General features: G+C 72.0%; 14 protein-coding genes. 6 read left to right on the forward strand and 8 right to left on the reverse strand.

Translation table 11 applies throughout. The features are described 5' to 3' along the window. Together ACFZAX_RS35030 and ACFZAX_RS35035 are read right to left on the reverse strand one after the other, a co-directional pair. The coding region (locus tag ACFZAX_RS35030; RefSeq protein ID WP_390966963.1) for a hypothetical protein at window positions 1-230 on the reverse strand (230 nt) is incomplete at its 3' end. Between the two features lie 393 nt (window positions 231-623). Beyond that, entirely contained in the window at window positions 624-809 is a 186-nt protein-coding gene (locus ACFZAX_RS35035) for a hypothetical protein (protein ID WP_390966965.1), read from the reverse strand. Between the two features lie 992 nt (window positions 810-1,801). On the opposite strand from ACFZAX_RS35035, the gene ACFZAX_RS35040 reads away from it, so the two are divergent. Together ACFZAX_RS35040 and ACFZAX_RS35045 are read left to right on the forward strand one after the other, a co-directional pair. Next, complete coding sequence (locus tag ACFZAX_RS35040; RefSeq protein WP_390966967.1) at window positions 1,802-2,500, forward strand: hypothetical protein; 699 nt, start codon at window positions 1,802-1,804, stop codon at window positions 2,498-2,500. Continuing rightward, entirely contained in the window at window positions 2,500-2,805 is a 306-nt protein-coding gene (locus ACFZAX_RS35045; protein WP_390966969.1) for a hypothetical protein, read from the forward strand. The genes ACFZAX_RS35040 and ACFZAX_RS35045 overlap by 1 nt, the downstream gene beginning before the upstream one ends. A gap of 177 nt (window positions 2,806-2,982) precedes the next feature. Here the strand turns inward: ACFZAX_RS35045 and ACFZAX_RS35050 are convergent, their stop codons facing one another. Further along, window positions 2,983-3,267, reverse strand: a complete 285-nt coding sequence (locus ACFZAX_RS35050) for a hypothetical protein (RefSeq protein WP_390966971.1) — start codon at window positions 3,265-3,267, stop codon at window positions 2,983-2,985. 662 nt (window positions 3,268-3,929) lie between these two features. Between ACFZAX_RS35050 and ACFZAX_RS35055 the strand changes: the two genes are divergently transcribed. Further along, a complete protein-coding gene (locus tag ACFZAX_RS35055) occupies window positions 3,930-4,112 on the forward strand; it encodes a hypothetical protein (protein ID WP_390966973.1) in 183 nt (60 codons plus the stop codon). Window positions 4,113-5,760: 1,648 nt separating this feature from the next. Here the strand turns inward: ACFZAX_RS35055 and ACFZAX_RS35060 are convergent. From ACFZAX_RS35060 to ACFZAX_RS35080, 5 genes are all read right to left on the reverse strand, one after another. Continuing rightward, window positions 5,761-6,030 carry a hypothetical protein gene (locus tag ACFZAX_RS35060; RefSeq protein WP_390966975.1) on the reverse strand — a complete coding sequence of 90 codons (270 nt, stop codon included), beginning with the start codon at window positions 6,028-6,030 and terminating at the stop codon, window positions 5,761-5,763. Window positions 6,031-6,407: 377 nt separating this feature from the next. After that, window positions 6,408-7,784, reverse strand: coding sequence for an AAA family ATPase (locus ACFZAX_RS35065; RefSeq protein ID WP_390966977.1), 1,377 nt, complete (start codon window positions 7,782-7,784; stop codon window positions 6,408-6,410). Window positions 7,785-7,789: 5 nt separating this feature from the next. Continuing rightward, complete coding sequence (locus ACFZAX_RS35070) at window positions 7,790-8,686, reverse strand: hypothetical protein (protein WP_390966979.1); 897 nt, start codon at window positions 8,684-8,686, stop codon at window positions 7,790-7,792. A 187-nt stretch (window positions 8,687-8,873) separates the two neighbouring features. Beyond that, complete coding sequence (locus ACFZAX_RS35075) at window positions 8,874-9,158, reverse strand: hypothetical protein (RefSeq protein WP_390966981.1); 285 nt, start codon at window positions 9,156-9,158, stop codon at window positions 8,874-8,876. After that, window positions 9,155-10,009: a GntR family transcriptional regulator gene (locus ACFZAX_RS35080; protein ID WP_390966983.1), complete on the reverse strand. Its 855-nt coding sequence runs from the start codon at window positions 10,007-10,009 to the stop codon at window positions 9,155-9,157. Before ACFZAX_RS35080 ends, ACFZAX_RS35075 begins: the two co-directional genes overlap by 4 nt. A gap of 512 nt (window positions 10,010-10,521) precedes the next feature. On the opposite strand from ACFZAX_RS35080, the gene ACFZAX_RS35085 reads away from it, so the two are divergent. The 3 genes from ACFZAX_RS35085 to ACFZAX_RS35095 all read left to right on the forward strand — a co-directional run bounded on the left by ACFZAX_RS35085 (window position 10,522) and on the right by ACFZAX_RS35095 (window position 12,001). Then, window positions 10,522-11,358 carry a hypothetical protein gene (locus tag ACFZAX_RS35085; RefSeq protein ID WP_390966985.1) on the forward strand — a complete coding sequence of 279 codons (837 nt, stop codon included), beginning with the start codon at window positions 10,522-10,524 and terminating at the stop codon, window positions 11,356-11,358. Beyond that, complete coding sequence (locus tag ACFZAX_RS35090; protein WP_390966987.1) at window positions 11,358-11,747, forward strand: HNH endonuclease; 390 nt, start codon at window positions 11,358-11,360, stop codon at window positions 11,745-11,747. The genes ACFZAX_RS35085 and ACFZAX_RS35090 overlap by 1 nt, the downstream gene beginning before the upstream one ends. A gap of 86 nt (window positions 11,748-11,833) precedes the next feature. Then, the gene (locus ACFZAX_RS35095) at window positions 11,834-12,001 is read left to right on the forward strand and encodes a hypothetical protein (RefSeq protein ID WP_390966989.1); all 168 of its coding nucleotides are present in this window, start codon (window positions 11,834-11,836) and stop codon (window positions 11,999-12,001) included. Window positions 12,002-12,154 lie beyond the last annotated feature (153 nt).

The raw sequence follows: 12,154 nt of genomic DNA on the forward strand, positions 1-12,154 counted from the left end.
TGGGCCCAGCCGAGGCTGTGTCCGTACCGGATCCGGGCGCGGGACTGCTCGTCGGTCAGCAGCTCCGGGGCGCAGCCGGGCTTGCAGTCGGCGGGCAAGCCGGGCAGGTCCCAGTCCTTCACGGGGCCGGCGGGCCGCTGCGGCAAGGTGGGCGGCTGCTCCTGGTCCGCGTCCACGCGGGCGGAGACCCGGGCGGGGGCGGTCTGGGCGGCGGCCGCGGTGGTCACCACGGGGCGCTGCGGAGCAGCGGACCATCCCCGCGCGCGGCGGGGAACACAGCTGGAGCGGCGCGGTCGCGTCGTTGATCACGGGACCATCCCCGCGCGGGCGGGGAGCACTGAGCGACGAAGTCCTCGTTGGGGTTGTAAGCGGGTCCATCCCCACGCGGTGGGGAGCACTTGCCGACCCGCGCGCGGCCGATGATGCCGACAGGACCATCCCCGCGCCACGGGGAGCACCAGTGCCGCCTCCTCACCGTACCGACAGAACCCTCAGGGAACCGAAGCCACCGAAGATCAGGGCGGCGGTCAGCTCAATGCGGTAAGGGGGAAATACCTTCGCCCCCGAACGGAGACCCGTCCGGGGGCGAAGGGGATATCACCGGGTTCGGTGATGGGGGCCGGTCACATGAGGGCGGTGACGGCCCACTTCAGCAGCCACAGCAGCCATCCGAGGAGGAGTCCGCCGGCGGTGTAGGCGGCGCCCATCACCATGCGCCAGCCGATGATCTTCGCTCGGCGCCATGCCCGTGCCCGCCAACGCGGGCGCGGGGGTAACGCGGGTGAGGTGGTACACGTAAGCTGAGCCACGTCGGGCTTCCTTCCGCTGGAAGAAGTCATGACTTTCCAGATGAGCCACCGCCCCTCCCTTCCACAGTCGAGGCGGTGGCTCTCTGTGTTCAGACCCTACCATTCGATGGTGGAGTGCTCGAACCACTCGCCCTTTTTAAAATCCTTGCAGGAGTAAGCCTTTGATTCAAAGGCGGCCTGTCTGGCGTGTGTGCTTGTAAAGAGCGCGTCGCAGGACCTCGCTACCCTGCAAACGCAGGACGAGGGACGGCTCAACTTCGCACTCCGAAGGGAACGCGCGGATTTTCACGGCTGTCCTTGACCGAGGCGCCTAAGAAAATTCGGTTTCTGCGCGGCCCAGGTCAAGGGCCGATGTTGGGCGACGATCGCCGCAGGTCAGAGGGCGGGCTGGGAACTCTGAGCCGGGCCCGGCCGGGGTGGCGCGCTGCGGTTGCCCGGCTGCCGGCCCGCCGGTTCGGCGGGCCGGGGGAGGGCCAGCGCCGCGCCGCCCGTGTTCCCCGATGCCCCGTCACCGCCTCCACCGCCCGCCACACCCAGCAGCCGGCCCCGGGGAACGAGGGGAAGTCTGCGCTGCTCACCAGCCGGAACCGGGCGCTGACCTGCGATGACAGGAGGGGCGGCCGTGGGGTGGCGCAACAGATGCCGCACCGGATGGTGCTACCCACGGCGCACCGGATGGTGCGACAGATGTCGCAACGGATGTTGCTACGCCCCGGACCGTGGGACGGCTCGCCGCGGCCTGGCCCGCCGGCGCCCGTGGTGAGCACGGCCAGGAGCAGCGGACCGGACTTCCCCTGGTCCTCACCACCGCAGGTCAGGGGCGGGGACCCGCTCACCATGCCCGGTGGGGGAGGGGTACCCGTCGCACGCGTATCACTCGTGCGAGGTGTCGCACGAGTGCGTGGGGTGCGACGGGTGCGAGAGGTGCGACGGGTACTGTCCGGCGGGATGGCGGCCGGGTCCGGCTGCCCGGGAACGAGGAGGTGGAGCCCATGACGGACGACTCGGGTGACGGGAGCGTCGATGTGGTCGGGGCGTTGAAGGGCGGGGTCGGCAAGACGCGGCTGGCGATGCTGGCCGCGCTGTACCTGGCCACGGTCGAGGGCGAGGACGTCCACTACGTCGACGGGGACAGCGTCAGCCAGACCGGCAACGACTGGTACCGGGACTACGAGCGCGCCACCGGGAAGACGTTCCCGGTGCGGGTCACCCGGCATCCGTTCGACGACGTCGACGAGCTGGTCGCCGATCTGCGCGCCAAGCACGACCGGGTGATCGTGGACGTCGGGGGCGGCAACGCCAGCGTGTTCGCGGCGGCGCTCACCTACGCGAACCGGCTGATCGTGCCGATCGGGGCGGACCCCTCGGAGATACGGCGTCTGCGCGCGACGTGGCGGGCCGCGCAGATGGCGGGCGCGGAGTCGGCGGTGGGCGGTTTCGACGCTTCGGTGCTGCTCTCGCGTACGGACCACTCCACGACCCTGCCGGGGGAGTACCGCGACATGCTCACGTCCGGCCGGGACGCGGCGACCGGCGCGGAGCTCCCGGTCTATCCGCTGCTGACCGCCGAGATGCGCCGCCGGGTCGCCTACCAGCGGTCCTACGCCACCGTGCCCGTGGACTACCTGGACGTGCCCGCCGTGCTCGCGGAGACCGGCATCCTCGCGGCCGCGCCCGAGGGGGCGCGGTGATGAACGCTACGCGGATGGGGCCGCCGCCCGCCGACGACGAGGACGAGCCGGAGGTGACGCGGGCGAGCGTCGAACGGGAGCGCCGGCGCCGCCAGGAGGTCGAGCAGGCCGCCGCGCGGACCGCGATGACCCGGCGGTCCTGGTACACCCGGGCCACAGCCGTCGACGCGTTCCAGCGGGCCGTGGACGACATCCACCACGCCACCCGTACTCCGAAGCACGAGGTGGTCGCAGCGCTCCTGGAGGCCGCCGCCGGACAGGCCGACCGCGTCCAGCGCCGCCTCTCGCACGCCTCGCACGAGTGATACGCCTCGCACGAGTGCGAGGCGTATCACAGCAGATCAGAGCCCTGTAGGGCTCTTCCCACCCCGGCATTCCGATGGAGTGCCGGGGTGGTGGCCGTCTGGCCCCGGGCGGCGGCGCCCGGGCCTTCGAGCGCCGCCCGGTGCTCCGGGCGCGGGGTCGAGCGGCTCTTCGGCGGGTCACTGCTGCTTGCGGACACAGGTGACGATCAGGCCGGCCGCGGCGACGACGAAGGCGCCGAAGGCGAGCATCGTGTTCAGCGGGGCGGAGGCGCCGGGGCGGACCAGGACGACGAACCCGACGAACCCGGCCGCGATCACGACGACCGCGACGGCGAGCACGACCAGGGCGACCTTGACCCACGGCGGGAGCACGACGGCGGCCGGGGCCGGCGGAACGGGGAGCGAGGCGGGCGCGGCCGGGACGACGGGCTGCTGCGGGGGCTGGGGAGCGGTGGTGGACATCGGGTTCCTCTCGGTGGTGGGACGTACGTCGGTGAAGGTGTCGAGTGCCGGGTGGCGGGCACGGTCTGCCGCCCGGGGCGGGGGCGGCGGGGAGTGGAGCACGGGCCGGGTGCTTGCGTCGCGGGGTGGCCCACGGGGCGACGGGCAGCACCTTGCGGTGCGGCGGGGTTAGCCCCGCAACCCCGCTCCCACTGCGAGGAAGGGGAGGCGCGGCGCCCGGGTGGTCCACCGCAGGTCAGCGCCGGTTTCGCGGGGTGCGCCGGGCGCCGACTACTTCCCTGGGAGACCTTCCTGGGGCGTACCGGCCCGGTGCCGCCGGGTCCGGGCCGCTCCGCTGAGGAGTACCGGCAGCCGCAGCGAGGACCACGACCAGGAGCACGGCGTCGTGCCCACCGGACCGGGCGGCGGCGGGGCGGAGGTGTCGGCCGGCTCGACGGGCCGCTGCTCCTGGTGGTGCTTCCCGAACCGGCGGCCGACGAGGTTGTCCGGTGGTTGTCCCGGGGTTGTCCGGTGTTGGCCGGGTCTTGTCCGAGGACAACCAGCGGCCGACGCCGGGACAACCACCGGGACAACGTGCGACCTGCGACGACAACCGGGACAACCAAAATGGGCGGTACCCCCCTCCCCAGCTCCCAGGAGGGTGCGCGGGCGAGAATCCGGGGGTGAACACCGACCGCCGCCCGCTGGGCACCGGACCCGCCGACCGCACCGCCGCCGCCGGGGACGGGCTCGCGCCGCGCGCCCAGCTCGCCGCGGAACGTCTCCCGACCGCCCCGGCCGCCGCCGGCCCCGCCGCCCGGACGGACGGGCGCCGCGTTCTCGGGGCCGGGCCCGCCGCCCGCTGACGCCCGTGGGCGCGGCCGTGCGGTTGTGACGGCGGTTGTGACCGGAGCGGTGACACGGTGGTGGTGACCGCCGGGACCGGCGGACCCGTGTCCGCATGCGCCAGCGCGTACGTACGAGGAGGCGCGCCTGGGGGCCGCCTCCCGTCGGGCGGTTACCGGTTACTGGTTACAGGGGGCCGGGAGAGTCCGTTCCGGGCGCCCTGAGCGGTGCGAACCGGGGTTCTCGTGGGCCTGTAACCGGTAACCGGTAACCGCCCGACGACTGCCCGGCCCCGGGCTCTCTCTCGCGTGCACGTGTGCACGTGGGCACGTGTGCACGCCTTGGACCCCCACCAGAGGGCTCTCCCGGCCCGTGGAGAGCCTTCGGGATGCCGCCGGGCCGTCCGGGCCGCCCCGGGCCTCCCGGCCCCTCGTACGGGACGCACGCACCCGCCCGCCGCGCCTGCCCGGGCGTCCGGGCGGGCGCCCGTCCGCACAGCCGTCCGGGCGCGGCTGCGGGCGGCCGGACGGGCGCGGCTGCGGGCCCGTCCGGCCGCGAGGCGAGATGACGCTCCACACGCGCGCGTCACGCGCGCATGTTGGCCCGGCCGGTTCACCGGATTCGGGCGGTGATGATGAACGCGATGAACCCCGGGCCCGAAGCCGCCGCCGGGACTGGGCGCCGGCCTCGCCGCGGAGCGCCCCGGCATCGAGGCCGCCGCCCCCGTCCAGCGCGCGGCGCCGGTCCGGCCGGACTGTGACGGCGGCTGTGACCGCAGCGGTGACACGGCGGCTGTGACGGCCGAACCCGGCGGACCCGTGTCGGCACGCGTCCGAGCGCGCCCCTACACGTACACGCGCGTAGGCGGCACGCCCGACACGGGACACGCACGGCACGCGTTGGCCCCCGCCGAACCATCCGTCCGAGCATCCGCTGGGCATCCGCTGACGATCCGCTGGCATCCGTCCGGACGCCCCGGCCCGGACGGATCCCGGACGGATGCCAGCGGATGCCCAGCGGTTCGCCAGCGGATGCCCGGACGGACCGCCACCCGGCACCGCTCGGCCACCGCCCGGCGGTGGCGGGTGGCGGTGGCCGGGGCGCCCCGGGGACCTGTCCCCGGCCTGTCTGCCGCCTGCCGGCCACCTGTCCGTGGCCTGTCTCGCGGACAGGTCAGGACAGGCCGGGGACGGGTGGCTGGACAGGTCCGGAGCTGGGCGGACAGGCCAGACAGGTCACCACGGCCCACCCCCGTTCCGGGCCCGGAATGGGCGCCGACAGCGGAAAACCCGGGGGCCCGCCGGTTGATTGGATCGATCGGAATCCGCAGGTCAGCATCGGAATCGGCATCGGCGGCCGATTGGCGTTGATCGGCGTCGGCCCGCCGATGACATCCGATCAGAAGCCGATCAGCGCCGATCGGTCTCACAGCTCACAGCCCGGCCTCACACCTCACAGCCAGACCCGTCCACCAGGCGAAACCCGGGGCGGGCCTCACACCTCACAGCCCCGCGTGGCGTACGACCGGCCCGGAACAGGGCACCGGCCACACCAGTCGATGTCACGCATGGTGATTACTCCTTCCTTCCTTCCCGCCGCGAAAAGCCCGCTCACGGCCCCGGGAGAGCCGGATCGGGCCCTTTCCCAAGGGAAGGAAGGAAGGAGTAATCACCATGCGTAACGGACTGCTCCGTGGGGCTCCCACAGGGCCGGGCGCGCGCCGTGGCGGCCGGGGGGCTGGGGCGGCGGCAGGAACTCGCCCGGGGGCCCGTCGGCGAGCTTCCGGGCCTCCGGGTGGTGCCCGGCGCAGCAGCGCGGGTCGTCCACCCGGGCCACTGCCAGGAAGTCGGCCTCCCGGCACGCCCCGTGGTCGCAGGGCCCGCCGTGCGGGGAGACCGTGAGCGCGCCCCCGGCGGGTCCCTCGTCGAGATCAGTCACGACCCGATCATGCCGGAAGCGCTGTACGGCGCGCTGACGGCCGAACAGGAACGCCCCGGACCTGGGAGACCCGGGGCGACTGGGACGCGCTCTGACCGGCATACAGGGGCCAGAGCGCCTCATTCAGCTCCGGCTCGGGACCCCACCGCGTGTCCGGCTGGCCCCAGCAACACCGAAGGCCACCGCCCGGATCGGGCTGGTGGCCTCCCTGCGGGCGTGCCCGTCAGATGACGGCGATTGTAGCCATCTCCCTCACGGGCCACCAGAGCAATCACGAAATCCGCGTCGGACGGCCGCTGTACGGCGATCTGACGGCCCAACAGCCGCGCCCCGGACCTGGGAGGCCCGGGGCGGCTGACGATCGCTCAGAGCGGCGTTCAGGGGATCAGAACGCCTTGGTCCGGGCCGGGCTCTCCCGATCGGTCGAGTTGGGCCCGCTGTTCCGGTGTGAGCGCGGCGACCTGGTCGGCGGTGAGGGTGGCGACGACGAGCGGCTGGTTCCCGGCGTACGGGATCGCCTGCCAGGGCCAGGTGACGCCCTGGCAGAACTGCTCGGGCCAGGCCCGCTCGGAACGGGCGCCGCGCCATGGGAGCCAGTCCATGAGGCGGAGCTCCTGGGCGCCGGGACCGGCGGCCGGCGCGAGGCCGAACCCGAACTCCGGCCACCGCATCCAGAGGCTGGAGCCGATCGGCCGCAGGTCGCGCTTGCCCATCTGCGCGTGCGGGGCGTGGGCCTCCAGGACCATCGCCGCACCGCCCGAGACGGAGCGGACCATTTCCAGTGCCGCCATCACTCCTCGGGCTGCTTCCTCGTCGTTCTTCGCGTTGGTGGTGAGCTTGTACAGCGAGCCGAGGCTGATCAGGTCCGGGCGGGCCTTCTCGACCCAGCGGGCGAGTTTGGCCCGGTCGCGGGCCTGCGTCACGTCCATGCCCTCCGGGATGAACTCGACGTGGAGCATGTCGCGCCCGAGCGGCGCGCCCTCGGCCCCAGCCGCGTTGATCATCTTGCGGATCCAGGGGCGGGCCTGACCCTCAGAGTTCTCGGCGTCGATGTGGAGCGTGCGCACCGGGGCGATGCGCGCGGACTTCCACGGGTGAAGGCCGCACGCCGCGCGGACCAGGATCTGCCGCAGCATCAGCGATTTGCCGCCGCCCTCCCCCGCCGTGATCATCAGGCGGTCCCAGCGGGCCAGCACGCCCGGGATGATCCAGTCCGGCACGTCATCAGCCATGGCGATGAAGTCCAGCGCGTCCATGGGCCCGTCGTCCAGGCCGTGGATCTGCTGGTCCCGGACCGCGCGGGCGGCCTCAACCGCGGCTTCGGCCGCCGCGACCGCCGTGCCCTCCCGGCGCTGCACCGCCGTCATCGTCCGGACTGCCGCCATGCTCAGCGCCCGCCACTGCGACTCCTCGCGGACGAGGTCGGCGTAGGCCGTGGCGTGCGCGACGGTCGGCACCGCGTCGTGCAGCTGGTGGAGCCACGCCACCCCGGCCGGGCCCGCCAACCTGGTCAGGTCACCGCTCTTGCGCAGCTCAGCGCCGACCGTGATCGGGTCCACCCTCTGGCCCGCCGCCCACAGCGACGAGAGCAGGTCCCACAGTTCCCCGTGCCGCCGCGAGTCGAAATCCGTACCGGCCAGGGTGTTGATCAGGTCCGGCGCCAGGTCCTTCGCCTCGGGGTGCAGGAGCGTGCCCACCACCGCGTCCTCGGCCTCCGCCAGCTCCGCCGCGCGCTCCTCGGTCATTCCGCTCATGTCGCTCACAGGCCCGTCCCCCGCGCCAGAATCGCCGCCATCGCCCGCCGCGTCGCCTCATCCGGCGGCGCACTGCGGCCACCAACAGGAGCAGCCACGACCCCCGTCGAACCCGCCGCCTGCCCCGGCACCCTGGGGTGCTCCACGTGCCGGATCAGGTCAGTCCAGCCGTGCGCGGGCATCTCCGCCGCCCTCGCCACCACCACAGCCAGCTCGTGGCCGGCCGCCAGCAGCTGCACCGCCTGAGCACGGAACTTCGCCCGCGAGCCGTTCACCAGCGGATGCCCGAGCGCCTGGACGTACGCGGCCACGACCACATCAGCCCCGTCCGGCTCCGGCGCAGCCGCCTCTCTCTCTCTCGCCTCGCCCGACTCCGAGCCGTCGCCCGTGGGGCGGCCGTGCTCTGAGAGAGAAGAGGGAACAGAAGAAGGAAGGAGAAGGGGTGCAGATTCCGCATCCCCATCCCCCGCAGATTCCGCATGGGGGGGTGCGGAATCTGCGGGGGGGGGTGCGGAATCTGCATGGGGGTCTGAGCTGGGCTTTTCCTCCGGCGGCACGTCAGCGGCGTCGAAAGTCAGCTCCTCGATGAGCGTCGGCCCGTAGTCCGTCTTCGAGCGCTTCATCGCCGCCAGCTTGTCCAGGTTGATCCGGAACAGGTTGGCGATCTGTGCCTTGTTCTTCGGGCTCAGGCGCTCCTTCGACCTCAGCAGGCCCCGAGCCTCCAGCCGCGCCCGGTTGTCCTGCGCGGCCCGCAGCGACATGTGCGCCTCGTCCGCGAGCTGCTTCATGTGCGCGATCACATAGCCGCGATCGTCGGTGTGGTTCGCGCACGCCATCAGGAAGGCGCCCTCACCCGTCTTCAGCCCTCCGGCCTGGAACACCAGGTTCATGTGCTGGATCACAGGGTCACCCCTGCCGTGACCAGGGCCGCAGCCGTGCCATGTAGTGCTCTGCCGGTTGTTCGTCGTACGCTCAAGGTGAGCGCACCTCCTTGTGAGGACTGAGAGTGCTTCATCTGTCCGGGGTGGCGACCCCGGGTGGACCATCGGGCCCCGTCTCTGACGGGGCCTGTTGCGTTGCGCAGTCCCGCTACTGGTGCTCGGGACTGCGATGGCCTTCCTCGCTCGGAACGTAGTTGACTGCGTGCTCCGAGCCGTTCATGAAAAGCGAGGAAGAGAACTTGAGGACGACGTTGTTGACGTCGTAGTACGTGCGCTCAATTACCAATAGTGGAGTATCCCAGGCAATTGAAAAGTGCTTCATTTCATCTGCCGAAGGAAAGCGGGACATGCTCCTTTCGTCGAGACGAGTTGCTTTCTCGGGGATTTCGAACTCTCCCCAGTCCATATTTACGGCCTTGCCCGACTTGTTCACTCGTCCTCTTTCCCGGCGGTTGATGGTGCCGTGTAGTAGTCGCTCGTGGCAGGTGAAACGGGCCATTTTGCGGAACGTCCACGCGGGAGGGGATATCCCACTGCAAACAATGCGCTGGACATCCTGATGTCTTGGACCTCAACTACTCGGGCCGGTTGCCGTCCCCGCCCAGGGAGCAAGGTCACGCGGACCGTGCGCAGGAGGGGGACACCCGTGCGGGGCATGAGAAGTGCGTCGGCTTCCTCCGGCGACGGCATTCGAGCGGAGACTTCTTCGCGCCACTCCAGCGCTCTGCCCGCCCACTCCTCGACACGGTCGTACATGCCGCCGAAGCCGGTGTCGCCGGTCGCGAGCACCGGCAGCTCCTCCTTGATCCACCCGCTCACCCATGAGTCCGCGAGCTGGCGCTGCTCTTCGCGGTCGGGGTCGCCCACGATGCGTCGCCGCACGGTCAGCTCCACGCCCGGCGCGACGTTCAGGAGGTCGGCTACGTCGGCCGGCACCGGAGCGGATCCCACCCGAGTCTGCTCACCGCTGGGGTGGGGAAGCGCCCGCCAGTGCTGCACTTCAGGGCCGCTGTAGTAGCCCAGTTCGTCCCGTTCGATCTGTCGCTGGCGAACGGTCAGCCGCACCCGGTCAGGGTGCGAGCGGACGAACATGCCGCTACGGCGGCGGCTTTCGACCAGCCCTTCGCGAGTGAGGACGGCCAGCGCCTTGCGCACGGTGATGTCACTGACCCCGTATGCGGCGCCGATGTCGCGCATCAGCGGAAGGGCACTGTCCGGGGGGTACTCCCCGGACACGATGCGCTCCCGCAGGTCATGGGCGATCTCCTCGTACCTTGCGGCCATCTGAACCTCCTTCAGTGCCTCATGCTCTCACATCTAGCGTATACGTCATCCTTGCCACGGGCGACACTTGGCGTATACGTTAAGTGCCAAGGCAGCCAAGAACGGCCCCCGGTTGCACCCGGGGGCCGCCGTGCCCCGGTGCGAGCACCAGGCGCGGTGTCACCAGCGCGTTAACGCTGGTGGCGGCTGTCGGACCAATCCATTTGGCGTGGAGAGAGGGCACCGACATGTCGATTGTGGCTGAGCGTGCGGTGATTCCGCAGGTGGCGTTACCGCTGAGTGCGGGGCTGGTGGAGGAGATCCGCAGCCAGGAGGTCGAGGATGACGCGCTGGGTCCGGAGTCGGAAGGGGCGGACAGCGCACCGGTCGCGCTGGTGGTGGGGGGTCGGGATGACCTGAGGCCCATTGTGGGGACGCGGTCGTGGGTGCGGCGGGAGGGTCCGCGGTACGTGCGGTCGGCGCCGGGGCACGGCCGGGACGGGTTGCGGCTGCGGCGGGGCGAGGACCCTCAGATGGGCCCGGAGCAGGCGGTATGGCTGGACGAGCTGTACCTGCGCTACGAGCGGCTGGTGCGGTCGATGGTGAGGAACCGTCTGCTGGGCCAGGGGGTGGAGTACCACCAGGTCGAGCAGTGGCGCGACGACCTGGAGCAGCAGGTGTGGCTGGGCGTGGCGCGGGGCCAGGGCGGGGTGCTGGGCATGCGGGACGCGGAACCGGATGACCTGCGGGTGCGGCTGCACTTCCTGGTCAAGGGCGTGATCGGTGAGCACTGGAAGTCCGGGATTGTGCGTCACGAGGTGGCGACGGACTGGGTGGACGCGGTGGGCCGGCAGATGGACCCGGTGGCCCCGCCCGTGGTCGACGTCGAGGGCGCGGGCGAGTTGAACGCGCGGTGCGAGGAGCTGCTGGCCGGGCTGTCGCCGCAGATGCGGGCGGTGATGGTCGAGCTGATCGCGTTCGACCGGACCACGGAGATGGTCGCGGAGCTGCTGGACATGTCGGTGATGGTGGTCAACCGGTTGTCGCTGCGGGCGCTGCGGCGCTTGCGCGGGGACGACGCGCCGACCCCGGCCGCGATGGACGAGCTCCCGGAGAAGCACCGGCGGGTGCTGGAGTCGATGCCGCCGGGGGCGCGGGCGATGCTGCTGCTGCGGATCGCCGGGGTGTCGGTGGAAGCGATCGCGGACCACACGGACGGCTCGGTCCGCACGATCTACAAGCAGCTCAAGACGTACCTGCCGCTGCTGGAGGCGGGGACGCCGCTCAGCCCGGAGGAGCAGGCCCGCGCGGCGAAGTACGAGCAGCGCTACAAGGGCAAGGCCGCCGCCGGCAGCAAGCAGGTCGGCTGATGCCCAAGAACGGCCCCAGCGGTGAGCGTCGGCGGAAGCTGAAGGCGAAGTTGGCGGAGCGGGACGGGGAGCAGTGCTTCTACTGCGGCACCCAGTTCGGCCCGGCCCTCGAAGGCTCGACGCTCGACCACATCGTGCCCCGCTCGCTGGCCCGCACGTGGGCGCAGGCCGCCCTCGTGCTCGCCTGCGAGCCCTGCAACCTCGCCAAGGCCGACCAGGCCCCCGCGCTGCTGCTGCGCCCCGCTGAGGGCCGTTTCGGCCCCGGGCTGGTGCTGCTGGACGGGTCCAACGCCCAGGCGCCCACACACCCACACCCCCAGGCGCGCACACGCGTACGCGAGGACGCCCCCTCGGGTCAAGGGCTCCCGGCACTCCCGGCGGCGGTCTGACGGCTGCCCGTCCGTCCTGCGGCCCTCACCGGTCGCGGGGCGGGCGGGGAGCCGGGCACACCGCCCGGCCCGGCAAGGAGACCCCCGTGTTCGCGAAGAAGAAGCCCGGCACCTCGTACCCGCCGTACGTCACCGCCGCCCAGGAGCCCGGCGAGCCCCGGGTGACGGCCCAGCCGCCGCGCACCACCCGCTCGAAGCCCGCCCCCACCGACCAGCCGGTGAAGCGCATCGGGTTCCGCGCCCCGCCGAAGTAACACCCCGTCACCGGACCCGGGTTCGCACTGTGCGCACACCGCACAGTGCGAACCCCCCTACCCCCGTAGAAGGAGGCGGGGGGGCGCCGCGCCCCCCGCCCCCCCCAGAGCGCGCCCCGGGGGGGGCAACACAACCGCGGCGGAGGACAGGAA

The sequence above is a fragment of the Streptomyces sp. NPDC008125 genome, assembly GCF_042957125.1.
Classification (GTDB): Bacteria; Actinomycetota; Actinomycetes; order Streptomycetales; family Streptomycetaceae; genus Streptomyces.

Coding starts and splice junctions, on each gene's coding strand:
- ACFZAX_RS35040 (WP_390966967.1), top strand. CDS start 1,802: ATGACGGACGACTCGGGTGACGGGAGCGTCGATGTGGTCGGGGCGTTG.
- ACFZAX_RS35045 (WP_390966969.1), top strand. CDS start 2,500: ATGAACGCTACGCGGATGGGGCCGCCGCCCGCCGACGACGAGGACGAG.
- ACFZAX_RS35050 (WP_390966971.1), bottom strand. CDS start 3,267: ATGTCCACCACCGCTCCCCAGCCCCCGCAGCAGCCCGTCGTCCCGGCC.
- ACFZAX_RS35065 (WP_390966977.1), bottom strand. CDS start 7,784: ATGAGCGGAATGACCGAGGAGCGCGCGGCGGAGCTGGCGGAGGCCGAG.
- ACFZAX_RS35080 (WP_390966983.1), bottom strand. CDS start 10,009: ATGGCCGCAAGGTACGAGGAGATCGCCCATGACCTGCGGGAGCGCATC.
- ACFZAX_RS35085 (WP_390966985.1), top strand. CDS start 10,522: ATGGGCCCGGAGCAGGCGGTATGGCTGGACGAGCTGTACCTGCGCTAC.
- ACFZAX_RS35090 (WP_390966987.1), top strand. CDS start 11,358: ATGCCCAAGAACGGCCCCAGCGGTGAGCGTCGGCGGAAGCTGAAGGCG.